Origin of the sequence: Stutzerimonas stutzeri (assembly GCF_013522825.1) — a bacterium.
Lineage (GTDB): Bacteria > Pseudomonadota > Gammaproteobacteria > Pseudomonadales > Pseudomonadaceae > Stutzerimonas > Stutzerimonas stutzeri_AK.
Window position 1 is genome coordinate 1 of record NZ_JAAMQZ010000020.1, and the last position, 24,963, is coordinate 24,963.

The window sequence follows — 24,963 nt, forward strand, 5'->3', positions numbered from 1 at the left end:
TGTCGTCACAAAAGGCGCCGGTCTGGATTCTGGAAGGTGACATCAAGGGGTTCTTCGACAATATCAACCACGAGTGGCTGTGCCGGAATGTTCCGATGGACAGGAAGGTGCTGCGCAAATGGTTGAAAGCCGGGGTTATCGACCGGCGACAACTCATGGCTACGGAGGCCGGGACGCCGCAGGGAGGGATCATCTCGCCCTGTCTGGCAAACGCCACCCTGAATGGCTTGGAGACTCAGCTAAAGCGCCATCTGGCACAAAAGCTGGGGGTTAAAAAAGCCAAGACGGCCAAGGTGCAATGTGTTCGTTATGCGGACGATTTCGTCATCACGGCAGCCTCGAAAGAGCTGTTGGAAGAGGAGGTCAAACCCTGGGTAGAGCAATTTCTGTCGGTACGAGGGGTTGCGCTGTCACGGGAGAAAACGCAGATCACGCATATCCACCAAGGCTTCGATTTTCTGGGGTGGAATTTCAGGAAGTACGTGCCGAAATCGCCGTATAGGAAGGCCAAGCTGCTGATCAAACCCTCGAAGAAGAACGCCTCGGCGTTCTATCGGAAAGTACGTGAGATCATCAAAAGCAGTGGAGCATTGACGCAGGATGCGTTGATCGGCCAGCTGAACCCGGTACTGAAGGGGTGGGCGCAATACCACTCCCCGGTCGTGGCAAAACAAACCTTCAGCAAGCTTGATCACTTGGTGTTCTGGCGACTCTGGAGGTGGGCGAAGCGCAGGCATCCAAGGAAATCGGCTGACTGGATCAGGAATAAATACTTCCGATCCATAGGCGGACAGAACTGGGTGTTTGCGTATCCCTACAAAAATGGCAAAGGAGAAAAGCAGTACCGACGGCTGTACAAGCTGGCGGAAACCGCAATCGTGCGTCACAAACGTCTACCGGGTGAGTATCAGCCCTACGACGTGGCGCATGAGCTGAAGTGGGAGGTTCTGAGGGTTCAACGGATGCAGCACAAGCTGCGTTATCGGGGACAAATACTCAGTATCTTTAGCAGACAGAAGGGGCTTTGTGCCCTGTGCGGGCATGCGATCAGCAAGGAAACCGGTTGGCACGACCATCACGTCATCAAGCGTGTGGACGGCGGGCCGGATACTTTGAGGAACCGCGTGCTGCTTCATCCCAACTGCCATGCGCTAGTGCATAGCCGGCGTGAAAAGGTAACTCTGCGATACGGTGGTCTGGAATGCTAAGATCACGCGTCATTGTTGCCGGTCAGCCAGTAGCTGACTTTTCGTAAACTTGAGCCGTATGCGGTGAAAGCCGCACGTACGGTTCTTAGGGGGGGACGGGCCAGTAATGGCCTGTCCCTACCCGACATTTGGCCGGCCTACCCTGAGCCGCACTCGCTGATCGTTAAGGACACCATGAGCAAGCCTGAGACTACCGTCGCCACCAATTTTCTCCGCCCGATCGTCCAGGCCGACCTGGATTCGGGCAAGCATGCCAGCATCGTCACGCGCTTTCCGCCCGAGCCCAACGGCTACCTGCACATCGGCCATGCCAAGTCGATCTGTCTGAACTTCGGCCTGGCCAAGGAGTTCGGCGGCGTATGCAACCTGCGTTTCGACGACACCAACCCGGCCAAGGAAGATCAGGAATACATCGACGCGATCAAGAGCGACGTGCAGTGGCTGGGCTTCCAGTGGGCAGGTGAAGAGCACTATGCCTCCGATTATTTCGACCAGTTGCATGCATGGGCCATCCACCTGATCGAGGCGGGCAAGGCCTACGTCTGCGACCTGACGCCCGAGCAGGCGCGTGAATACCGCGGCAGCCTGACCGAACCGGGCCAGAACAGCCCGTTCCGCGAGCGTTCGGTCTCCGAGAACCTGGATCTGTTCGCACGCATGAAGGCCGGCGAATTCCCCGACGGCGCTCGTGCGCTGCGGGCGAAGATCGACATGGCTTCGCCGAACATGAACCTGCGCGACCCGATCCTGTACCGCATCCGTCACGCCCATCATCACCAGACCGGCGACAAGTGGTGCATCTACCCCAGCTATGACTTCACCCATGGCCAGTCGGACGCCATCGAGGGCATCACCCACTCGATCTGCACCCTGGAGTTCGAGGATCATCGTCCGCTCTACGAATGGTTCCTGGACAACCTGCCGGTGCCGGCCAAACCGCGCCAATACGAATTCGCCCGTCTCAACCTGAACTACACCATCACCAGCAAGCGCAAGCTCAAGCAACTGGTCGACGAGAAGCACGTGAGTGGCTGGGACGATCCACGCATGTCGACGCTGTCGGGCTTCCGTCGCCGCGGCTATACGCCGGCGTCGATCCGCAACTTCTGCGACATGATCGGCGTGAACCGCGCTGGCGGCGTGGTGGATATCGGCATGCTGGAATTCGCCATCCGCGAGGATCTGGATGCTAACGCGGCGCGGGCCATGTGCGTACTCAAGCCGCTGAAGGTGGTGATCACCAACTACCCGGAAGGCCAGGTCGAAAACCTCGAATTGCCGCGCCATCCCAAGCAGGACATGGGTGTGCGCGTCCTGCCGTTCAGCCGCGAAATCTATATCGACGCCAGCGACTTCGAAGAAGTCCCGCCGGCCGGCTTCAAGCGCCTGATTCCCGGTGGCGAAGTGCGCCTGCGCGGCAGCTACGTGATCCGCGCCGACGAGGCGGTGAAGGATGAACAAGGCAATATCGTCGAACTGCGTTGCTCCTATGACGAGAACACCCTGGGCAAGAACCCCGAGGGCCGCAAGGTCAAGGGCGTGATCCACTGGGTGCCGGCTGCCGAAAGCGTCGAGTGCGAGGTGCGCCTGTACGACCGCCTGTTCCGCTCCGCCAATCCGGAGAAGGCGTCCGTTGAAGATGAAGAGCAGGGCGGCAGCTTCCTCGACAACATCAACCCCGGATCGCTGGTGGTGCTCACCGGTTGCCGCGTCGAGCCGGCGCTGGCCAATGTCGCCCCAGAAGAACGCTTCCAGTTCGAGCGCGAAGGCTACTTCGTCGCCGACCTGAAGGATTCGCAGCCCGGCAAGCCGGTGTTCAACCGTACCGTTACCCTGCGCGATTCCTGGGGAGCCTGATACATGGCGTTGTCGATCTACAACACCCTGAGCAAGACCAAGGAAGCCTTCCAGCCGCTGGAAGGCAACCAGGTGCGCATGTACGTGTGCGGCATGACCGTCTATGACTTCTGCCACATCGGCCATGCACGAGTGATGGTGGCCTTCGACGTGGTCACCCGCTGGCTGCGCCAGTGTGGCTACGAGGTCACTTACGTGCGCAACATCACCGATATCGACGACAAGATCATCCGCCGTGCCAATGAAAACGGCGAGCCGTTCGAGGCGCTGGTGGAGCGCATGATCGCCGCGATGCACGAGGACGAGGCGCGCCTCAACGTACTGCGCCCGGATGTCGAGCCGCGCGCCACCCAGCATATCGACGGCATGTTCGCGATGATCCAGACCCTGATCGACAAGGGCTACGCCTATGCGCCGGGTAACGGCGACGTCTACTACCGCGTCGGCAAGTTCGTCGGCTACGGCAAGCTTTCGCGGCGCAGGATCGAAGACATGAAGATCGGCGCACGCATCGAGGTCGATGAAGCCAAGGAAGACCCGCTGGACTTCGTCCTGTGGAAGGCCGCCAAGCCGGGCGAGCCCAGCTGGCAGTCGCCCTGGGGCGCCGGGCGGCCGGGCTGGCACATCGAGTGCTCGGTGATGTCCACCTGCTGCCTGGGCGAGACCTTCGATATCCATGGCGGCGGCCCGGATCTGGTGTTCCCCCACCACGAGAACGAGATCGCCCAGAGCGAGGCGGCCACCGGCAAGCAGTACGCCAATGCCTGGATGCACGCCGGTGCGGTGCGTGTGGACGGCGAGAAGATGTCCAAGTCCCTGGGCAACTTCTTCACCATTCGTGAGGTGCTGGAAAAGTATCAGCCCGAAGTGGTGCGCTATCTGCTGGTGTCCAGCCATTACCGCAGCCCGATCAACTATTCCGAAGACAGTCTCAAGGAAGCCAAGGGCGCGCTGGAGCGTTTCTACACCGCGCTCCGGGGCTTGCCCGAGGTGGCCGCAGCCGGTGGCGAAAGCTTCGTCGAGCGCTTCGGTGCGGCGATGGACGATGATTTCAACTCGCCGGAAGCCTGCGCGGTGCTGTTCGACATGGCGCGCGAAATCAACCGCCTGCGCGATGCCGACCCACAGGCGGCCGCGGCGCTGGCCGCTCGCCTGAGGGAGTTGGGTAACGTACTCGGCGTGCTGCAGATGAACCCGGATGTCTTCCTGCAGGCCGGTGCCGAAGGCAAGGTCGATGCTGCCGAGGTCGAAACCTTGATCGCAGCGCGCCTGCAGGCTCGCGCCGAAAAGAACTGGGCGGAGTCCGACCGCATTCGCGATCAGCTCACCGCGATGGGCGTGGTGCTGGAAGACGGCAAAGGTGGCACCACCTGGCGTCTGAGTGAATAACCTGGGCTGAAACAAAAAACGGCACCCGCGAGGTGCCGTTCTTGTTTTGAGTGCCGTGGGTCAATCGTGCAGGTGTTCCGCCGCATGCAGGGTGTTTTCCAGCAGGCAGGCACGCGTCATCGGGCCAACGCCGCCGGGCACGGGTGTAATCCAGCCGGCGCGCTGTACGGCAACATCGAATTCGACGTCTCCGAGCAGCTTGCCATCGGCCTGTCGATTAATCCCGACATCGATGACGATGGCGCCTTCCTTGATCCACTCGCCCTTGACCAGGCCGGTAATACCCGTGGCCACCACGATCAGATCGGCACGCTTGACATGCTCGCTGAGGTCGTGGGTGAAGCGATGGGTAACGGTCGTGGTGCAGCCGGCCAGCAGCAGCTCCAGAGCCATCGGGCGACCGACGATGTTGGATGCGCCGACAACGACGGCATTGAGCCCGTGCAGATCGACGCCGGTGCTTTCCAGCAGCGCCATGATGCCTTTCGGTGTGCAGGGGCGCAGCAGAGGCATGCGCTGGGCAAGCCGGCCAATGTTGTAGGGATGGAAGCCATCCACGTCCTTGTCCGGACGAATGCGCTCGAGCAACTGCGAAGCATCCAGATGCCGGGGCAGCGGAAGCTGCACGAGGATGCCGTCAACAAGCGGGTCATCGTTGAGCTGATCGATAAGCTTCAACAGCTCGTCCTGACCGGTCTCGGCAGGCAGGTCATGAGCGGTGGATTTGAAACCGACTTCCTCGCAGTCCTTGCGCTTGTGCGCAACGTAGACTTGAGAGGCCGGGTCCGTGCCCACGAGAATCACGGCCAGCCCCGGAACCCTGAGGCCTTGCCTGGTGCGCTCGGCAACTTTGCCGGAAATCTGCTGGCGGATGTTGGCAGCGATCGTTTTACCGTCGATCAGTTTTGCGGTCATGACGCTTGATTAACCATCGGAGAGGACTGAAAAAGGACGCGCATTCTCGCACGACGACACGGCCCGGCAAAGACGCTGCGTCAATGAGTTCGCGTAACTCCTTTACCCCGCTGAACTTTTTTTCATTTTGCTGTTGACGGCCTGCCGGCAGAGCCTTAAGATTCGCCCCGCTTGTCGAGCACAGCCTGCTGCTGGGTAAGACGGCTTTTGAGGGTGACTTCAATAGCCGGAGCTTGAAGTCTGCGCTCCGAATCGAATGCAGATAAAAGCGCCCGTAGCTCAGTTGGATAGAGCATCCGCCTTCTAAGCGGATGGTCGCAGGTTCGAATCCTGCCGGGTGCGCCATTCATTTGGTCTCTGGCACAAGCAAAGCAATATGGTGGGCGTAGCTCAGTTGGTAGAGCACAGGATTGTGGCTCCTGCGGTCGTGGGTTCGAACCCCATCGTCCACCCCATATTCCGAAGCGCCAGGCACTGCCTGGCGTTTTTGTTTGAAGCACTCGCGGACGTGGTGAAATTGGTAGACACACCAGATTTAGGTTCTGGCGCCGCAAGGTGTGAGAGTTCGAGTCTCTCCGTCCGCACCATCCGAATGGTTCCCCATGCCCATGCATGAGTCGGAACGCTAGAAAGCCGGCCCTTGAGTCGGTTTTTTTGTGGCTGTCTTTTCTTGAATACTCCCTGCCTATGTCCAGCGCATAAACTCGATTTCCGGAACCTCCTTTCATTTCGTCATGCGCGAAACCCGGATTGCTCTTCGCTGCGCGAACGGGCTTGATGTCGCGCTGCGCCTATCTCCTTATATATAGGCAGTGAGCAGTTTCTCGCATGCTGCAGTCGACCACGCACCGTATGCCCACTTTATACGCACGCATCGTCAGAGCAGGGTGACTTCTGTCATTCGAGCCACTAGAATGCTTGCCCATTCTGGGGCCGGAACGCCCGGCTTATGTCTGTGCAACGAGGAAAATCCATGCAAGTTTCTGTTGAAAGCACCTCCGCTCTTGAGCGCCGCATGACCATTGGCGTGCCGGTCGAGCGCATCGAGACCGAAGTCAACAAGCGTCTGCAACAGACCGCCAGCCGTGCCAAGATCCCAGGTTTCCGCCCCGGCAAGGTGCCGATGAGCGTGATCCGTCAGCGCTACGAAGCCGCGGCTCGCCAGGAAGCGCTGGGCGACCTGATTCAGTCGACCTTTTATGAGGCCGTGGTGGCCGAGAAGCTGAATCCGGCTGGCGCACCCGCTGTCGAGCCGAAAGTGTTCGAGAAGGGCAAGGATCTGGAATACGTAGCGACTTTCGAAGTCTTCCCCGAGTTCAAGGTTGAAGGTTTCGAGGCTATCGAAATCGAGCGCCAGCAGGCTGAAGTAGGCGATGCTGATGTCGACAACATGCTGGATATCCTGCGCAAGCAGAACACCCGTTACGAAAGCGTCGAGCGTGCTGCCGAGGACGGTGATCAGTTGACGATCGACTTCGTCGGCAAGATCGATGGTGAAATCTTCGCCGGCGGTTCGGCCAAGGGAACCCAACTGGTATTGGGTTCGGGCCGCATGATTCCGGGCTTCGAGGATGCACTGCTGGGCGCCAAGGCCGGCGAAGAGCGCGTGATCACGCCAACCTTCCCGGAGGACTATCAGAATCTCGATCTGGCCGGCAAGGCCGCCGAGTTCACGGTTACCGTCAACAGCGTCGCGGCCCCGCAGCTGCCGGAGCTGAACGACGAATTCTTCACTCAGTTCGGCGTTCAGGAAGGTGGCCTCGAAGGCTTCCGCGCCGAAGTGAAGAAGAACATGGAGCGCGAGCTGCGCCAAGCCATCAAGGCCAAGGTCAAGAACCAGGTGATGGAAGGGCTGGTCGCCAGCAACCCGATCGAAGTGCCCAAGGCCCTGATCGACAACGAAGTGGATCGTCTGCGCGTCCAGGCCGTTCAGCAGTTCGGTGGCAACATCAAGCCCGAGCAACTGCCAGCCGAGATGTTCCAGGAGCAGGCCAAGCGCCGTGTGGTTCTCGGTCTGATCGTTGCCGAAGTGGTCAAGCAGTACGAGCTCAAGCCTGATGATGCGCGCGTTCGCGAGCTGATCGAGGAGATGGCTTCGGCCTATCAGGAGCCCGAGCAGGTTGTGTCCTGGTACTACAAGAACGCCGAACAACTGAACGAAGTGCGTTCGGTTGTGCTCGAAGAACAAGTTGTAGATACTGTTCTGCAACAGGCCAAGGTGACCGATAAATCGGTCTCTTACGAGGAAGCGGTCAAGCCAGCGGAGGCACCGCAAGCGGCCTGATCTTCTTCAACCGATCAAGCACAACACTCATAAGCCAGCCTCGTGCTGGCTTATGTATTTGAGGCATGACATAGGGAGTATCGCTGGACATGTCCCGTAATTCATTTATGCAAGCTCCGGATATCCAGGCCGCTGGCGGTCTGGTGCCGATGGTCATCGAGCAGTCGGCACGCGGCGAGCGCGCCTATGACATCTATTCCCGTCTGCTCAAGGAGCGGGTGATTTTCATGGTCGGTCAGGTCGAAGACTACATGGCCAACCTGATCGTCGCACAGATGCTGTTTCTCGAGGCGGAAAATCCCGAGAAGGACATTCACCTGTACATCAACTCTCCGGGTGGTTCGGTGACTGCCGGCATGTCGATCTACGACACCATGCAGTTCATCAAGCCGGATGTCTCGACCATCTGCATCGGCCAGGCCTGCAGCATGGGCGCGCTGCTGCTGACCGGCGGCGCGGCAGGCAAGCGTTACTGCCTGCCGCACTCGCGGATGATGATTCACCAGCCGCTGGGCGGCTTCCAGGGCCAGGCCTCGGACATCGAGATTCACGCGCGCGAGATCCTCACCATCCGCGAGCGTCTGAACAAGGTCATGGCCGACCATACCGGTCAGCCCATGGAAGTGATCGCACGCGACACCGACCGCGACAATTTCATGAGCGGCGAGGAAGCCGTCAAGTACGGGCTGATCGACCAGGTTCTGAGCCAGCGCCAGCTGGCAGTCTGAACTTCTGATCTGGCGATATCCGGCTAATGCGTGGGCTTGAAAAAGCCCACGATTGCCTTCATCTTGTGTTTCAAGCCTTCCCCGATTGGATCGATCGAATGACTGATACCCGTAACGGCGAGGATTCCGGCAAGCTGCTCTATTGCTCTTTCTGCGGCAAAAGCCAGCATGAAGTGCGCAAATTGATTGCCGGCCCCTCGGTCTTTATCTGCGACGAGTGCGTCGACCTGTGCAACGACATCATCCGTGAGGAGGTGCAGGAAGCCCAGGCCGAAAGCAGCGCGCAAAAACTGCCTGCGCCCAAGGAAATCAGCGGCATTCTCGACCAGTACGTCATTGGTCAGGAGCGCGCGAAGAAAATCCTCGCAGTGGCTGTGTACAACCATTACAAGCGTTTGAACCAGCGCGACAAGAAGGAAGAGATCGAACTGGGCAAGAGCAACATCCTGCTGATCGGCCCTACCGGTTCCGGCAAGACACTGCTGGCCGAAACACTGGCGCGCTTGCTCAACGTACCTTTCACCATCGCCGATGCGACCACTCTGACCGAAGCCGGTTATGTCGGAGAAGATGTCGAAAACATCATCCAGAAACTGCTGCAGAAGTGCGATTACGATGTGGAAAAGGCCCAGATGGGCATCGTCTATATCGATGAAATCGACAAGATTTCGCGTAAATCCGACAACCCCTCCATCACCCGCGACGTGTCGGGCGAGGGTGTGCAGCAGGCATTGCTCAAACTGATCGAGGGCACGGTTGCCTCTGTTCCGCCTCAGGGCGGTCGCAAGCATCCGCAGCAGGAATTCCTGCAGGTCGATACGCGCAACATCCTGTTCATCTGTGGCGGCGCCTTCGCCGGTCTGGAAAAGGTTATCCAGGCGCGTTCGACCCAGGGCGGCATCGGTTTCAATGCCGAAGTGCGCAGCAAGGATGTCGGCAAGAAGATCGGTGAATCGCTGCGCGTGGTCGAGCCGGATGATCTGGTCAAGTTCGGCCTGATTCCGGAATTCGTGGGCCGCCTGCCGGTTATCGCGACGCTCGATGAGCTGGATGAGGCGGCACTGGTGCAGATTCTCACCGAGCCGAAGAACGCACTGACCAAACAGTACGCCAAGCTGTTCGAGCTTGAAGGTGTGGAGCTTGAGTTCCGTCCGGACGCCCTCAAGGCAGTGGCTACGCGCGCACTGGAGCGCAAGACCGGAGCACGCGGTCTGCGTTCGATTCTCGAAGGCATTCTACTCGACACCATGTACGAGATTCCTTCGCAGAAGGATGTCGGCAAGGTAGTGATCGATGAGAGTGTCATCGAGGGGACCTCGCAGCCGTTGCTGATTTACGAAAACAACGAGCCACCCGCCAAGGCTGCGCCGGACGCGTAACGAACAAAGGGGCCTTTTCGGCCCCTTTGCTTTTCTGTCCCATCCTTGTTTTTTGCCCAGCGTGCCCTCATCTTAGCCGGCATGGTGTTTCCCGTTTACCGCCGTATGGCCGTCGTAGAGCTGAATTTTATGAAGACAACCATCGAATTGCCCCTTTTGCCGCTGCGCGATGTCGTGGTCTACCCGCACATGGTGATACCGCTGTTCGTTGGCCGTGAAAAATCCATCGAAGCGCTCGAATCGGCGATGGCAGGCGACAAGCAGATCCTGCTGGTGGCTCAGAAGAACCCGGCGGACGATGATCCAACTGAGGAAGGTCTCTACCGTGTAGGTACGGTGGCAACCGTACTGCAGCTGCTCAAGCTGCCGGATGGGACCGTCAAGGTGCTGGTTGAAGGCGAGCAGCGTGGCGCCATGGAGCGTTTTATCGAGCTCGAAGATCACTGCCGTGCCGATGTATCGCTGATCGATGAGGCGGACATCGAAGCGCGCGAAGCGGAAGTCTTTACTCGCAGCCTGCTGAGTCAGTTCGAGCAGTACGTTCAGCTCGGCAAGAAGGTGCCTTCCGAGGTGCTGTCGTCTCTGGCGAGCATTGTCGAGCCGGCGCGCCTGGTCGATACCATGGCCGCCCATATGGCACTCAGGATCGAGCAGAAGCAGGCCATTCTGGAAGTGACCGATCTGCCGGCCCGGGTCGAGCATGTCATGGCGCTGCTGGATGCCGAGATCGACCTGCTGCAGGTCGAAAAGCGTATTCGCGGTCGCGTCAAGAAACAGATGGAGCGTAGCCAGCGCGAGTACTATCTGAATGAGCAGATGAAGGCCATTCAGAAAGAGCTGGGCGATATCGACGAAGGACACAACGAAATCGATGACCTGAAAAAGCGCATCGAGAATGCAGGCCTGAGCAAGGACGCCCATGCCAAGGCGACGACCGAGCTGAACAAGCTCAAGCAGATGTCGCCGATGTCAGCCGAGGCCACGGTGGTGCGGACCTACATCGACTGGCTGGTCAATGTGCCGTGGAAGGCCGCCAGCAAGGTGCGCCTGGATCTGGCCAAAGCCGAGGAAGTGCTCGATGCCGATCACTACGGGCTGGAGGAGGTCAAGGACCGCATCCTCGAATACCTGGCCGTGCAGAAGCGCGTGAAGAAGCTCAAGGGCCCGGTGCTCTGCCTGGTCGGGCCGCCTGGTGTCGGTAAAACCTCTCTGGCCGAGTCCATTGCCCGTTCAACCAACCGCAAGTTCGTCCGGATGGCGCTGGGCGGGGTGCGTGACGAGGCGGAAATTCGCGGTCATCGGCGTACCTATATCGGTTCGATGCCAGGGCGCCTGATCCAGAAGATGACCAAGGTAGGCGTGCGCAACCCGCTGTTCCTGCTCGATGAAATCGACAAGATGGGCAACGACATGCGTGGCGATCCGGCCTCGGCGCTGCTTGAGGTGCTGGACCCGGAACAGAACCATAATTTCAATGACCACTACCTTGAGGTCGATTACGACCTGTCGGATGTGATGTTCCTCTGTACCGCCAACTCGATGAACATCCCTCCGGCCTTGCTCGACCGCATGGAGGTGATTCGTCTTCCCGGCTACACCGAGGACGAAAAGATCAACATCGCCATCCGTTATCTGGTGCCCAAGCAGGTCCAGGCCAACGGACTGAAGAAGTCCGAACTGCAGTTCGACGAAGACGCGATTCGCGACATCATCCGCTACTACACCCGCGAGGCCGGCGTTCGTGGCCTGGAGCGCCAGGTGGCGAAGGTCTGCCGCAAGGTGGTCAAGGAACATGCTGCCCAGAAGAGCTTCGCGGTAACGGTCACCTGCGAGACGCTTGAGCACTTTCTGGGCGTGCGCAAGTTCCGTTATGGCCTCGCCGAACTGGAGGATCAGGTCGGCCAGGTAACCGGGTTGGCCTGGACCCAGGTCGGGGGGGAACTGCTCACGATCGAAGCGGCGGTGGTGCCTGGCAAGGGCCGGCTGACCAAGACCGGCTCTCTGGGGGACGTGATGGGCGAATCCATTACCGCAGCGCTGACCGTGGTCCGCAGCCGTGCCGCCAGTATGGGCATTGCGCCGGATTTCCATGAAAAACAGGATATCCATATTCATGTTCCGGAAGGGGCAACGCCGAAGGACGGCCCAAGCGCCGGTATTGGCATGTGTACGGCGCTGGTGTCGGCCCTGACACAAATTCCGGTACGCGCGGAGGTCGCCATGACCGGCGAAATCACTCTGCGCGGACAGGTGCTGGCCATCGGCGGGCTGAAAGAGAAACTGCTGGCTGCACACCGGGGCGGCATCAGAACGGTGATCATCCCTGAAGAGAATCAGCGTGATCTGAAAGAGATTCCCGAGAATATTAAGCAGGACCTGCAGATTAAACCTGTGAAGTGGATTGACGAAGTCCTCCAAATTGCGCTGCAATACGCGCCGGAGCCCTTGCCTGACGCGGCTCCCGATATCGTTGCGAAGGAAGACAAGCGCGAGTCTGATTCCAAGGAGCGAATCAGCACGCATTAGCCTGAAAGGCTTTGTTGACATATTTTCGGCGCCCTTGATATAAACCGGCCCTTCGTGTCGCTGGCGTTTCAGCACCGTTTTGCCTACACCCAAAATTAAAGATACGACTCAACAGAAATAAGGGGACTTAGAGTGAACAAGTCGGAACTGATCGATGCCATCGCTGCATCTGCTGATATCCCGAAAGCTGTTGCTGGCCGCGCGCTGGATGCAGTGATTGAATCCGTCACTGGCGCTCTGAAGGCTGGTGATTCCGTGGTGCTGGTTGGTTTCGGTACTTTCGCTGTCAAGGAGCGCGCCGCACGCACTGGCCGCAACCCTCAGACTGGCAAGCCGATCAACATTGCCGCCGCCAAGATTCCGGGCTTCAAGGCTGGCAAGGCTCTGAAAGACGCGGTCAACTAAGCGCTTTCGATCCGGTCGGTTGTCAGCTCGTTCTGACCCTGCCATGGAGCGGTTACCTGTAGGCCATGCCTGTTGCAGTCGGGCTTGAAACCAAGTCCAACCGCTCCAAAAGCTCCGAGAAGGCGCATCCCCGGATGCGCCTTTCTTTTTATCCGGATTCCACCCGTGCTGCAGTGACTTTGCGCAGCTGACTCCTGGGGGATGCATGCTTCAGAATATCAGGGACAATTCACAAGGCTGGATTGCCAAGACCATCATCGGCATCATCGTCATGCTACTGGCGCTGACGGGCTTCGAAGCCATTTTCAACACATCGGGCAGCAGCCGTAATGCCGCTGAGGTGAATGGCGAGGAAATCTCGCTGGACGATCTCAATCAGGCGATGAATATGCAGCGCCGGCAGCTGGTCCAGCAGCTGGGTGGCGATTTCGATCCTTCGCTGCTGGATGATCGACTGGTTCGTGAATCCTCCCTGCGCGGGTTGATCGACCAGGCCCTGTTGCTGCAGGGCGCACGCAAGGCTGATTTCGCCTTCTCCGATACAGCACTCGACCAGTTGATTCTGCAAACGCCCGAATTTGCCGTCGATGGCGTGTTCAACGCTGGCCGCTTCGACCAGTTCATTCAGCAACTGGGCTACACAAGGCTTCAGTTCCGCGATCTGCTCCGCCAGGAAATGCTGGTAGGCCAGCTCCAGGCGGGTATCGGCGCTTCCGGTTTCGTTACCGATGAGCAGATCCAGCACTTCGCACGCCTTGAGCAGCAAACCCGTGACTTCGCAATCGTTACAGTGCCTGCAGATAACACTGCGGTCGAGGTGAGCGAGGAGCAGGCACGTGAATACTACGAGCAGAATACGGACCGTTTCCGTTCACCCGAACAGGTTGTGCTGGACTACATCGCGCTGAACAAGGAGTCTTTCTTCGATCAGGTCGATGTCACCGATGAGCAGGTGCAAAGCCTGTATCAGCAGCGTATCGCGAACCTGGCGGAGCAGCGCCGCGCGGCACATATCCTGATCGAGTCGGATGGTTCGGGCGACACCGAGGCAAAGGCGAAAATCGATGAAATCGCCCAGCGCCTGGCTGCTGGTGAAGATTTCGCGGCGCTGGCCAAGGAAGTCTCCGAGGACCCCGGCTCCGCTGGCGAGGGTGGGGATCTGGGCTTTGCCGGTCCTGGCGTTTACGATCCTGACTTCGAGGATGCGCTCTATGCGCTGGCACAGGATCAGGTGTCGGAGCCCGTACGTTCGGAGTTCGGCTGGCATCTGATCAAGCTGCTGGGCATTCAGTCGCCCGAAGTACCGGCACTGGAAAGCCTGAGGCCCGAACTGGTGCGTGAGCTCAAGGCGCAACAGGTCGAACAGCGCTTCGTGGAAGTCAGCAAGCAACTGGAAGACTATGCCTTCGAGTCTTCCGATCTGGCCCAGCCAGCGCAGGAGTTGGCGCTGACCGTGCAGACCACCGAGGCCTTCGGTCGCGAAGGGGGCAACGGCATCGCCGCCAATCGTCAGGTTATTCAGACGGCATTCAGCGATGAAATTCTGGTTGATGGTGCCAACAGCGGCGTTATCGAACTGGACCCGGATACCGCCGTCGTCGTACGGGTCAAGCAGCATCTGCAGCCTGAAGTTATGGCGTTCGATGCGGTGAAGGAGGGCATCATTGCCCAGTTGCAGCAGAGCGAGGCAGCCCAGAAAGCCAGCGAGGAAGGCCAGCGCCTGCTGAACGCACTGCGTGACGGCGAGCAGGTTGAAGGGCAGTGGCAGGCGACAGAGGCCGCCTCACGCAGTCAGGAAGGCGTTGAACCTGCCGTGCTGCAGCAAGCGTTCCGTATGCCACGCCCGGAAGCGAGCGACAAGCCAAGCTATGGCAGCGTTCGTCTCGGTAACGGTGATTTCGTCGTCATTCGCCTGGAGGGCGTCAGCGAACCGAATGCCGAGCTTTCCGAGCAGGACAAGCAGAGCTATCGCCGCTTCCTGGCCTCACGCAGCGGCCAGCAGGATTTCGCGGCCTACCGTGAAATGCAGCATGCCGAGGCCAAGATCGAGACCTTCTGATCCGTATCGGCTGGCCGGGCGCTTACAAGTTCGTAAGCGCTTGGATTGCACAAACAAAAAAACCGCACCAGGGTGCGGTTTTTTTACGACTTTTTCCGGCGTGCAGAATCAGTCTTCGATGGCACCCATGGCGGTGGTGTTGAAGCCGCCATCGACATAGAGGATTTCACCGCTGATGCCGGAAGCGAGATCCGAGCAGAGGAAGGCGCCAGCGTTGCCGACTTCCTCGATGGTCACGTTGCGGCGCAGCGGAGTCTGCTTCTCGTTGGCGGCGAGCATCTTGCGGAAGCTCTTGATGCCGGATGCTGCGAGCGTGCGGATCGGGCCGGCGGAAACCGCATTGACGCGGGTGCCTTCCGGGCCAAGGCTGCCGGCCAGGTAGCGGACGCCGGCTTCAAGACTGGCCTTGGCCATGCCCATGACGTTGTAGTTGGGCATGGTGCGCTCGGCACCGAGGTAGGACAGGGTGAGGATGGAGCCGTTGCGGCCCTTCATCATCGGACGCCCGGCCTTGGCCAGGGCCACCAGGCTGTAGGCGCTGATGTCGTGGGCGATCTTGAAGCCGTCACGGGTGGTGACGTCGGTGAAGTCGCCATCGAGCTGGTCGCCCGGCGCGAAGCCCACGGAATGGACGATGCCGTCCAGGCCATCCCACTTCTTGCCCAGTTCGCTAAAGACCTGGGCGATTTCATCGTCGTTGGCCACATCGCAGGGGAAGCACAGTTCCGGACCCGAGCCCCAGCTCGCGGCGAACTCTTCGACACGGCCCTTGAGCTTCTCGTTCTGATAGGTGAACGCCAGCTCGGCGCCTTCGCGGTGCATGGCCGCCGCGATGCCCGAGGCAATCGAAAGTTTGCTGGCAACGCCAACGATCAGTACGCGCTTGCCGCTAAGAAAACCCATGTGCTTGTCCCTCTTCTGGTTGTTCAGCCGCTGGCGCCATGAAGGCGGATTCCAGCAACTGCTGTGTATATGGATGTTGGGGCGCGGCGAAGATGGTCCTGGCCGCGCCCTGTTCAACTACCTTGCCTTGCTTGACCACCATCATCTGGTGGCTCAGCGCCCGTACCACCGCCAGGTCATGGCTGATGAACAGGTAGGTCAGGTTGTACTTGGCCTGCAGCGAGCGTAATAGCTCCACGACCTGCCGTTGTACGGTTCTGTCCAGGGCAGAGGTCGGCTCGTCGAGCAGAATCAGCTCGGGCTTGAGCACCAGAGCCCTGGCAATGGCGATACGCTGTCGCTGGCCCCCGGAAAATTCGTGGGGATAGCGGTGGCGGCTCTCCGGGTCGAGCCCTACCTCGACCAGCGCATCGATGATCGCCTGCGCCTGTTCCTCGGCGTTGCCCATTCCATGAATGTCGAGACCTTCGCCGACGATCTGGCCGACGGACATTCGCGGGCTGAGGCTGCCGAAAGGGTCTTGGAACACCACCTGCATCTGCCGCCGCAGGGGGCGTACCGCGCGCTGGGACATCTTCTCCAGCGCCTGGCCCTGAAAACGTATCTCGCCGCGACTGGACAGCAAACGCAGTATCGCGAGCCCCAATGTTGACTTGCCGGAGCCGCTTTCGCCAACAATTCCCAGTGTCTGCCCTCTGGGCAGGCTGAAGGTGACGCCATCGACAGCCTTGATATGGTCCACCGTGCGCCGCAGCAAGCCCTTCCTGATCGGGAACCAGACCCGCAGGTCCTGCACTTCCAGCAGGGGTGGCGCAGGCTCGGCTGGTGCCGGGTCGCCGCTGGGCTCGGCTGCGAGCAATTCCTGGGTATAGGGATGCTGCGGTTTGTGAAACAACTCCTCGCACGACGCCTGTTCGACGATGCGACCGCTCTGCATGACACATACGCGATGTGCAATGCGCCGAACCAGATTGAGATCATGGCTGATCAGCAGCAAGGACATGCCCAGGCGTGCCTGCAATTCCTTGAGCAGCTCAAGGATTTTCAGCTGTACCGTGACATCCAGCGCCGTGGTGGGTTCGTCGGCGATCAGCAGTTCGGGTTCGTTGGCCAGCGCCATGGCGATTACAACGCGCTGGCGCTGACCGCCGGAAAGCTCGTGTGGATAGGCGCGAATGCGTTTTTTCGGTTCCGGTATGCCCACCAGTTCCAGCAGTTCCAGGGTGCGGGCGCTGGCCGCCTTGCCCCTCAGCCCCTTGTGCAGCTGCAGCACCTCGTTGATCTGGGTACCGACCGTGTGCAGCGGATTCAGCGAAGTCATGGGCTCCTGAAACACCATGGCGATGCGATTGCCGCGTATCTGCCGCATGCGTTTCTCGTCCGCCTTGAGCAGGTCCTCGCCCGCATAACGGATTTCTCCGGCTGGGTGCCTGGCAAGCGGGTAGGGCAGCAGTCGCAGTATCGAATGGGCCGTGACGGATTTGCCCGAGCCGCTTTCACCCACCAGCGCCAGGGTTTCGCCCTTGCGAATGTCGAAACTGACGCCTTCGACGACGCGTTGCGCTCTGTCCACGTTGACGAACTCGACGGCCAGGTCGCGCACTTCTATCAGATTCTCAGTCATGCTATTTCCTGGGGTCGAAGGCATCGCGAGCGGCCTCGCCGATGAATACCAGCAGGCTCAGCATGATCGCCAGGACCATGAAGGCACTGATGCCCAGCCAGGGCGCCTGCAGGTTCGACTTGCCCTGGGCCACCAGCTCACCGAGCGAGGGTGCTCCGGGCGGCAGGCCGAAGCCGAGAAAGTCCAGGGCCGTCAGCGTGCCGATGGCACCGGTGAGGATGAAGGGCATGAAGGTCATGGTCGAGACCATGGCGTTGGGCAGGATATGGCGGAACATGATGGCGCCATTGCCCATGCCCAGTGCCCGCGCGGCACGCACGTATTCGAGATTGCGTCCGCGCAGGAACTCGGCGCGCACCACATCGACCAGGCTCATCCAGGAGAACAGCAGCATGATGCCCAGCAGCCACCAGAAGTTCGGCTGCACGAAGCTGGCGAGGATGATCAGCAGATAAAGCACCGGCAACCCGGACCAGATTTCCAGCACCCGCTGGCCGAGCAGATCGACCCAGCCGCCGTAGAAGCCCTGCAGGGCGCCAGCGATCACGCCGATGACCGAACTGATCAGGGTCAGGGTCAGCGCAAACAGCACCGAGATGCGAAAGCCGTAGATGATGCGGGCGAGCACGTCGCGGCCCTGGTCGTCGGTGCCCAGCCAGTTGGTTGTCGAGGGCGGGCCGGGCGCGGGCACCTGCAGATCATAGTTGATGCTGGAATAGCTGAACGGAATCGGCGGCCAGATCATCCAGCCATCCTTCTCCTCGATCAGTTCCTGTATGTATGGGCTCTTGTAGTTGGCCTGCATGGGAAACTCGCCACCGAAGCGGGTTTCCGGGTAGCGCTTGAACACCGGGAAAAACCATTCGCCGTCGTAGCGCACTACGATGGGCTTGTCATTGGCGACCAGTTCAGCACCGAGACTGAGAATGAACAATGCGAGAAACAGCCACAGTGACCACCAGCCGCGCTTATGCGATTTGAACAGGGCAAAACGGCGCTGATTGAGGGGGGACAGTGTCATCAGGCCTCCCTGCTTTCGAAATCGATGCGTGGATCGACCAGGGTGTAGGTCAGGTCACCGATCAGCTTCACCACCAGTCCCAGCAGGGTAAAAAGAAAGAGGGTGCCGAACACCACCGGGTAGTCACGGTTGATCGCCGCCTCGAAGCTGAGCAGTCCCAGGCCATCGAGGGAGAAGATCACCTCGATCAGCAGCGAGCCAGTGAAGAACATGCCGATAAAGGCTGCCGGAAAGCCGGCGATGATGATCAGCATCGCATTGCGGAACACGTGCCCGTAGAGCACCCGGTTCTTGCTCAGGCCCTTGGCGCGGGCGGTGATGACGTACTGCTTGTTGATCTCGTCGAGAAAGCTGTTCTTGGTCAGCAGCGTCAGGGTCGCGAAGTTACCGATGACCAGGGCGGTGACGGGCAGCGCCAGGTGCCAGAAGTAGTCGAGGATCTTGCCGCCCAGCGTCAGCTCGTCGAAGTTGCCCGAGGTCAGCCCCCGGAGTGGAAACCAGTTCCAGTAGCTGCCACCGGCGAACAGCACGATCAGCAGGATGGCGAACAGGAAGGCCGGGATGGCATAGCCGATAATGATCGCCGAGCTGGTCCAGACGTCGAACGGGCTGCCGTGGCGCGTGGCCTTGGCGATGCCCAGGGGGATCGAGGCCAGGTACATGATCAGGGTGCTCCACAGACCCAGGGAGATCGACACCGGCATTTTTTCGATGATCAGGTCGGTCACCTTGGCATCGCGAAAGAAACTTTCGCCGAAATCCAGCCGCAGGTAGTTGCTGAGCATGATCCAGAAGCGTTCCGCAGGCGGTTTGTCGAAGCCGTAGAGGCGCTCGATCTCCGCGATCAGGTCGGGGTCGAGGCCCTGGGCACCGCGATAGTTGTTGCCGGCGGCGGCCACTTCCGAGCCGCCGCCGGCGATGCGGCTGGTGGCGCCTTCGAAGCCTTCCAGCTTGGCGATGGCCTGTTCGACCGGGCCGCCGGGTGCGGCCTGGATGATGAGGAAATTGATCAGCAGAATGCCGAACAGGGTCGGGATGACCAGCAGCAGCCGGCGAAAGATATAGGCGAGCATTCCTAGCGCTCCGCGTCTGGTTGGGCAGGATTGCTGGCCTGCGCTTCAGTGAGCGGCTGCTCGTCGCTGGCGTTCGGATCGGGTGCCGCGCTATCGGGCTTGTGCCACCAGGTCATCAGGCCGATATCGCTGCGGGGGGTGATTGCCGGATGCGCCAGATGACTCCAGTAGGCGACCCGCCAGGTCTTGATGTGCCAGTTGGGCACGACATAGTGGCCCCAGAGCAGCAGGCGATCCAGCGCGCGGGTGCGGGTGATCAGCTCTTCGCGCGAGTCGGCGGCGATCAGCTTTTCCACCAGGGTGTCGATTGCCGGGTCCTTCAGGCCGATGAAGTTGCGGCTGCCGGGGTTGTCGGCACTGGCCGAATGCCAATATTCACGCTGCTCGTTGCCCGGCGAGCTGGACTGGCCGAAGCCACTGACGATCATGTCGTAGTCGCGTGAGCGCAAGCGGTTGATGTATTGCGAGACATCCACACGGCGGATTTCCAGATCGATGCCCAGATCGGCCAGGTTGCGCTTGTAGGGCAGCAGCACGCGTTCGAATTCAGCCTGCACCAGCAGAAACTCAAGCTTGACCGGTTTGCCGAGGTTGTCGACCATCCGGTCATCCTGAATCTTCCAGCCTGCGTCGGTCAGCAGCTTGTAGGCTTTGCGCTGCTGTTCGCGAATCACGCCATCGGCGCTGGAACGCGGCAGCTCGAAAGGTCTTTCGAAGAGTTCTGCAGGTATCTGATTTCGCAGGGGTTCGAGCAAGGCCAGTTCCTTCTCGTCCGGCAGTCCCGAGGAGGCCAGTTCGGAGTTGTCGAAATAGCTCCGGGTGCGGTTATAAGCGCCGTTGAACAACTGGCGGTTGGTCCATTCGAAATCGAACAGCAGGGCGATGGCTTCCCGAACCCGAACGTCCTGCAGGCGTTCCCGGCGGATGTTGAAGATGAAGCCCTGCATGCCCTGCGGGTTGTGATTGGCGATCTCGTCCCTGACGATGCGCCCGCTGCGCACCGCCTCGATGTTGTAGGCGGTCGCCCAGTTCTTCGCGGTGCGCTCTTCCCAGAAGTCGAAATGCCCGGCCTTGAAGGCCTGCAACGCCACGGTATTGTCGCGGTAGTAGTCCAGGCTTATCCGATCGAAGTTGTAGAAACCGCGGTTGACCGGCAGGTCCTTGCCCCAGTAGTCCTCGACGCGGGCATAGCGGATCGAACGCCCCGCCTGCACCCGCTCCACGCGGTAGGGGCCGCTGCCCAGCGGTGGCTCCAGGCTGGTGGCGGCGAAATCGCGCTCGGCCCACCAGTGTTTCGGCAGGACCGGCAACTGCCCGAGAATCAACGGCAGTTCACGGTTGCCGGCGTGCTTGAAATCGAAGCGAACCCGGCGTGGCGTCTCGGCGACCACTTTTTCGACGTCGGCATAGTAGCCGCGATAATGTGGCGCACCCTGGCTGATCAGGGTTTCGAAGGTGAATACGACGTCTTCGGCCTTGACCGGCTCACCGTCATGGAAACGCGCTTCGGGGCGCAGGTGAAAGCGTACCCACTGGTTGTTGGGGCCTTTTTCGATCTTTTCCGCCAGCAGGCCATAGACGGTGAAGGGTTCGTCGAGGCTGCTGGTGGCCAGGGTATCGTAGATCAGCCCGATGTCGTCGGCGGCAACGCCCTTGTTGATGAAGGGATTGAGCGAATCGAAACTGCCGAAACCTGCCTGGCGCAGCACGCCGCCTTTGGGTGCATCGGGATTGGTGTACTCGAAATGGCTGAAGTCAGCGGCATATTTCGGTTTTTCGCCATACAGGGTCAGTGCGTGCTGTGGCGCTGCCGTGGCGAAGCTGGCCAGGCAGCAGAGGCTAAGAATGCCTGCTTGCAGGGATGGCCAACGTAAGCTGTTTGTCATTGAGCCTTCTCCAAATCCTTCAACCACCACGCGCGCAACCCGAGGGTGTAGGGCGGTGTGGTGAGATGGGCGAACCGGTTGCGGTACGCCAGACGGTGATTGCTGATGAACCAGTTGGGGATGCTGTAGTGGTTCCACAACAGCACACGATCGATGGCGCGGGCAGCGGCAACTTGCTCCTCGCGCGTTTTTGCGGCGATCAGCCTGTCGAGCAACTGATCGATAACCGGATTGGCGATCCCCGCATAGTTGCGGCCTCCCTTGATATTCACCTGGCTCGAATGAAAGTAGAGCCACTGTTCCAGGCCGGGGCTGAGGCTCTGGCCCAGGGTGGCCAGGATCATATCGTAGTCGTACTGATCCAGCCGCTGCTTGTACTGGGCGGCATCGACGGTGCGCAGGCGCGCCTGGATGCCGATGCGGGCGAGATTGCCGGTATAAGGCTGAAGAATACGCTCAAGACGCGGGTTGACCAGCAGGATCTCGAATTGCAGCGGGCGGCCATTCTTATCGCGCAGGCCTTCGGGCTTCAGTTTCCAGCCGGCGTCCTTGAGCAGTGCCAGGGCCTGGCGCAAGGTATCGCGTGGGATGCCGCGCCCCTCCGTCCTTGGCAGTTCGAAGGGTTCGGTAAAGAGCGCGGCAGGGAGCTGCTCGCGAAACGGTGAAAGCAACAGCCATTCACCGCCTTCCGGGCGGCCTGTCGCGGCAAAATCGCTATTGGGATAGTAACTTTCGCTGCGTTGGTAGGCGCTGTAGAACAGGGCTCGGTTGGTCCACTCGAAATCGAACAGCATGCCCAGTGCCTGGCGAACCCTGATATCGGCAAACAATGGTCTGCGACCATTCATGAACAGGGCCTGGGTCTGGGTTGGGATCTGATGCGGGATCTCGGCGCGCACCACCTCGCCTCTGGACAGTGCCGGAAACTGATAGCCGTTGGCCCAGTTTTTCGCCTGGTGTTCGATATAGAAGTCGAACTCGCCCACCTTGAACGCCTCGAAGGCCACGGTGCTGTCGCGGTAGAACTCGACCTCGACCCGGTCGAAATTGTACTTGCCGCGATTGACTGCGAGCTCCGCGCCCCACCAGTTCTTTACCCGCTCGAACTGGATGCGACGTCCGGGCTGGACGTTGCTGATGCGGTAAGGGCCGCTACCCAGCGGGGGCTCGAACGTCGTGGCGCGAAAATCGCGGTCCTTCCAGTAATGCTGGGGCAGTACCGGCAGCTCGCCAAGCCGCATGATCAGCTGCGTATTGTCGGGCTTGTCGAACACGAAGCGAATCTTGTGGCGGTTGAGGATGTCGACCCGCCTGACGCCTTGCAAGTCGGTGCGATAGCGGGGATGGCCGTCCCTGAGCAGCAGGCGATAGGAAAAGGCGACATCGTAGGTAGTGATGGGATGACCATCATGAAAGCGCGCTGAATCGCGCAGATTGAACACGACCCAGCTCTGGTCGTCGCTGTATTCGATGGTTTCGGCGATCAGCCCGTATACCGAGGCTGGCTCGTCGCCCGAAGGATCATAGAGGCCCGATCCCACCATCAGTGTCTCGTTCAGCTCGCTGATGCCGTATTGAAAGAAGCCCGGTGTGGCGATAGGGCTGGTGCCCTTGAAGGTGTAGGGGTTGAGCGTGTCGAAGCTGCCTGCGGCCATCAACCGTAGCCGCCCACCTTTGGGCGCATCGGGATTCGCCCAGTCGAAGTGGGTAAAGTTCTCGGGATACTTGAGTGTGCCGAACTGGGCATAACCATGACTTTCGCTGATGGCGGCGAAAGATGGGAAGCTCAATCCCAGGCAGATCAATAGCAGCAGGGTGAGGCGCATCAAACGGAAAATCCGATCCATGGCACTTGCGGGCTTTTCGGTCGGCTACAGTAACAGCTTGTATCCGCTGGAAAAAGCTCGCTATCCATCACTCTTTGCGTCAATAGATGACAGCCGCCAGCCACCGCTGCAGCGCCATTCAGGGCGCAAGATACAGCGTCAGTGTCTGGCCGGGCTTGAGCAGGGTGCTGTCCTCGGGATTCCAGCTCTTCAGATGATTGAGCCGCACGTTGAAGCGTTTGGCGATTTCATAAAGCGAATCGCCTTTTCTGACCTTGTAGTAGGTCGGTTCGGAGTTACTGCCACGGCTTTCTTCAACGGCCTGGATGGCCAGGACCTGGCCCACCTTGAGGCTGCTGCCGGAAAGCTTGTTCCAGCGTTGCAGATCGCGAACCGAAACCTTCTGTGCCTTGGCAATTTCCCAGAGATTGTCGCCCTTGCGGACCTGGTAGCTTCCAGATGCCGGCTGGCTTCGGGCAACGGCGTGCAGTAGCTCGCGTGGGCGCGCGTCACGGGGTTGCGGAAGGCTGAGCACCTGGCCGATGCGCAGACGATCATTCTTGAGGTGATTGATATCGCGGATGATGTTGACGGACAGATGATGGCGGTTGGCGATCGCTCCGAGGGTATCGCCGGGCTTTACCCTGTACTGCTGCCAATCGACGGCATCCTGTGGCTTCATCAGTGCCAGGTTGGCAGCCAGCATTTCTGCCTTTGCACTTGGCACCAGCAGATGCTGCGGGCCGTCCAGGGTGATGCGGCGGGTGAAGGCCGGATTCAGCTGGTAGAGTTCATCTTCATCGAGGTCCACCATTTGCGCGACGGTGGCCAGATTCATCCGCTGCTTCAGGGCGACCACTTCGAAGTAGGGCTCATTGGCGATAGGGCTCAGATTGAGTCCGTAGGCTTCGGGGCTCTGGACCATCTGCGAGAGCGCCAGCAGCTTGGGCACGTAATCACGGGTTTCCTTGGGCAGCGGCAGATTCCAGTAGTCGGTTGGCAAATCGAGTTTCTGATTGCGCTCGATGGCGCGGCTGACCGTTCCCTCGCCGGCGTTATAAGCCGCCAGTGCAAGAAGCCAGTCATCGTTGAACAGCCCGTGCAGATAGGACAGGTAGCGCAGCGCGGCAGCGGTCGAAGCCGTGATGTCGCGTCTGCCGTCGTACCAGTTGGTCTGCTGCAGATTGAAGTGGCGGCCCGTCGAGGGAATGAACTGCCACAGGCCCATCGCCTGGGCCGGCGAATAGGCGAACGGGTTGTAGGCGCTCTCGATGATGGGCAACAAGGCCAGTTCGAGCGGCATGTTGCGCTCTTCCAGCTGCTCGACGATGTAATGGATATAAAGGCTGCCGCGCTCGCCGGCGATCTCGATGGACTGGGGACGAGCGGCAAACAGCAGGCGCTGTTGCTCGATGCGTGGATTGCTGCCCAGATGTTCCTGGAGCTTGAAGCCGTCCCTGATACGACCCCAGATGTCCGGGTACTGGAGCTCGGCAGGCTGTGGCTCCAGCCACAGGGTTTTCTGTGCCAGCGATGGGGCCGGGAGGGGCTCGGCACTGATTGCCGGTGCTCGCGAAACAGTGGTGCTCTGGCAACCGGTTATGGCGAGACAGATGGCCAGCGCCAGGACCCGACCAGAGGTTGCCAAGGCGTCCGGAGATGGGCGATTCGAAGAGTCGGACGACATTGGCTGAAGGCTTCCCCTGGCGCAAAATTCGGGGGAGTGTAGAAATGCCGTTCCGGTGGGTCAAGTAAAGGCTGCGGTTTTGCGGACTGGTGCAGGATCTGCTGCCAGGGTGATCGCGCCATGCGCTCAAAGAGCCGAAAACAGCGCTGGAAAGCTGGAGGCTGAACGACAAGCGGTCCAGGTTCGAGCGCAA

General features: G+C 59.9%; 17 protein-coding genes and 3 tRNA genes. 12 read left to right on the top strand and 8 right to left on the bottom strand.

Translation table 11 applies throughout. The features are described 5' to 3' along the window. The 3 genes from G7020_RS13645 to cysS all read left to right on the top strand — a co-directional run. Nucleotides 1–1,208: group II intron reverse transcriptase (locus G7020_RS13645; RefSeq protein ID WP_181085292.1), on the top strand; the 1,208-nt coding region annotated here is incomplete at its 5' end. A gap of 174 nt (nt 1,209–1,382) precedes the next feature. Beyond that, nucleotides 1,383–3,065 (top strand): glutamine--tRNA ligase/YqeY domain fusion protein, encoded by a 1,683-nt coding sequence (locus tag G7020_RS13650; RefSeq protein ID WP_181085295.1) that lies wholly within the window; start codon nt 1,383–1,385, stop codon nt 3,063–3,065. Between the two features lie 3 nt (nt 3,066–3,068). Beyond that, on the top strand, nt 3,069–4,454 hold the full coding sequence (cysS, locus tag G7020_RS13655; protein ID WP_181085297.1) for a cysteine--tRNA ligase: 1,386 nt from the start codon (nt 3,069–3,071) through the stop codon (nt 4,452–4,454). A 60-nt stretch (nt 4,455–4,514) separates the two neighbouring features. On the opposite strand, the gene folD is transcribed toward cysS, so the two are convergent. Then, nucleotides 4,515–5,369 (bottom strand): bifunctional methylenetetrahydrofolate dehydrogenase/methenyltetrahydrofolate cyclohydrolase FolD, encoded by an 855-nt coding sequence (gene folD, locus G7020_RS13660; protein ID WP_181085299.1) that lies wholly within the window; start codon nt 5,367–5,369, stop codon nt 4,515–4,517. Between the two features lie 268 nt (nt 5,370–5,637). Between folD and G7020_RS13665 the strand changes: the two genes are divergently transcribed. The 9 genes from G7020_RS13665 to G7020_RS13705 all read left to right on the top strand — a co-directional run bounded on the left by G7020_RS13665 (nt 5,638) and on the right by G7020_RS13705 (nt 14,750). After that, nucleotides 5,638–5,714 (top strand) — tRNA-Arg (locus G7020_RS13665). Nucleotides 5,715–5,748: 34 nt separating this feature from the next. Continuing rightward, nucleotides 5,749–5,824, top strand: a tRNA-His gene (locus G7020_RS13670). A 47-nt stretch (nt 5,825–5,871) separates the two neighbouring features. Continuing rightward, a tRNA-Leu gene (locus G7020_RS13675) sits at nt 5,872–5,956 on the top strand. 386 nt (nt 5,957–6,342) lie between these two features. Continuing rightward, complete coding sequence (gene tig, locus G7020_RS13680; RefSeq protein ID WP_181085301.1) at nt 6,343–7,653, top strand: trigger factor; 1,311 nt, start codon at nt 6,343–6,345, stop codon at nt 7,651–7,653. 89 nt (nt 7,654–7,742) lie between these two features. After that, a complete protein-coding gene (gene clpP / locus G7020_RS13685; RefSeq protein ID WP_181085303.1) occupies nt 7,743–8,381 on the top strand; it encodes an ATP-dependent Clp endopeptidase proteolytic subunit ClpP in 639 nt (212 codons plus the stop codon). A 98-nt stretch (nt 8,382–8,479) separates the two neighbouring features. Further along, nucleotides 8,480–9,760: an ATP-dependent Clp protease ATP-binding subunit ClpX gene (gene clpX, locus G7020_RS13690; RefSeq protein WP_181085305.1), complete on the top strand. Its 1,281-nt coding sequence runs from the start codon at nt 8,480–8,482 to the stop codon at nt 9,758–9,760. A 129-nt stretch (nt 9,761–9,889) separates the two neighbouring features. Further along, entirely contained in the window at nt 9,890–12,286 is a 2,397-nt protein-coding gene (gene lon, locus G7020_RS13695) for an endopeptidase La (protein WP_181085306.1), read from the top strand. 132 nt (nt 12,287–12,418) lie between these two features. Beyond that, nucleotides 12,419–12,691, top strand: a complete 273-nt coding sequence (gene hupB, locus G7020_RS13700; protein ID WP_003282502.1) for a nucleoid-associated protein HU-beta — start codon at nt 12,419–12,421, stop codon at nt 12,689–12,691. A 205-nt stretch (nt 12,692–12,896) separates the two neighbouring features. After that, nucleotides 12,897–14,750: a SurA N-terminal domain-containing protein gene (locus tag G7020_RS13705; RefSeq protein WP_181085308.1), complete on the top strand. Its 1,854-nt coding sequence runs from the start codon at nt 12,897–12,899 to the stop codon at nt 14,748–14,750. Nucleotides 14,751–14,858: 108 nt separating this feature from the next. Here G7020_RS13705 and fabI read toward each other — a convergent pair whose 3' ends face one another. The 7 genes from fabI to G7020_RS13740 form a co-directional block, all read right to left on the bottom strand. Beyond that, nucleotides 14,859–15,653 (bottom strand): enoyl-ACP reductase FabI, encoded by a 795-nt coding sequence (gene fabI, locus G7020_RS13710; RefSeq protein ID WP_181085310.1) that lies wholly within the window; start codon nt 15,651–15,653, stop codon nt 14,859–14,861. Then, nucleotides 15,640–17,277: an ABC transporter ATP-binding protein gene (locus G7020_RS13715; protein ID WP_181085312.1), complete on the bottom strand. Its 1,638-nt coding sequence runs from the start codon at nt 17,275–17,277 to the stop codon at nt 15,640–15,642. Before G7020_RS13715 ends, fabI begins: the two co-directional genes overlap by 14 nt. A gap of 1 nt (nt 17,278) precedes the next feature. Next, a complete protein-coding gene (locus G7020_RS13720) occupies nt 17,279–18,298 on the bottom strand; it encodes an ABC transporter permease (protein ID WP_181085314.1) in 1,020 nt (339 codons plus the stop codon). After that, nucleotides 18,298–19,371 (bottom strand): microcin C ABC transporter permease YejB, encoded by a 1,074-nt coding sequence (locus G7020_RS13725; protein ID WP_181085316.1) that lies wholly within the window; start codon nt 19,369–19,371, stop codon nt 18,298–18,300. Before G7020_RS13725 ends, G7020_RS13720 begins: the two co-directional genes overlap by 1 nt. Before the next feature lie 2 nt (nt 19,372–19,373). Beyond that, a complete protein-coding gene (locus tag G7020_RS13730) occupies nt 19,374–21,257 on the bottom strand; it encodes an extracellular solute-binding protein (RefSeq protein ID WP_181085318.1) in 1,884 nt (627 codons plus the stop codon). Next, on the bottom strand, nt 21,254–23,083 hold the full coding sequence (locus G7020_RS13735) for an extracellular solute-binding protein (protein WP_181085433.1): 1,830 nt from the start codon (nt 23,081–23,083) through the stop codon (nt 21,254–21,256). Before G7020_RS13735 ends, G7020_RS13730 begins: the two co-directional genes overlap by 4 nt. Nucleotides 23,084–23,222: 139 nt before the next feature. Next, nucleotides 23,223–24,770 (bottom strand): lytic transglycosylase domain-containing protein, encoded by a 1,548-nt coding sequence (locus G7020_RS13740; RefSeq protein WP_181085320.1) that lies wholly within the window; start codon nt 24,768–24,770, stop codon nt 23,223–23,225. Between the last annotated feature and the right edge of the window lie 193 nt (nt 24,771–24,963).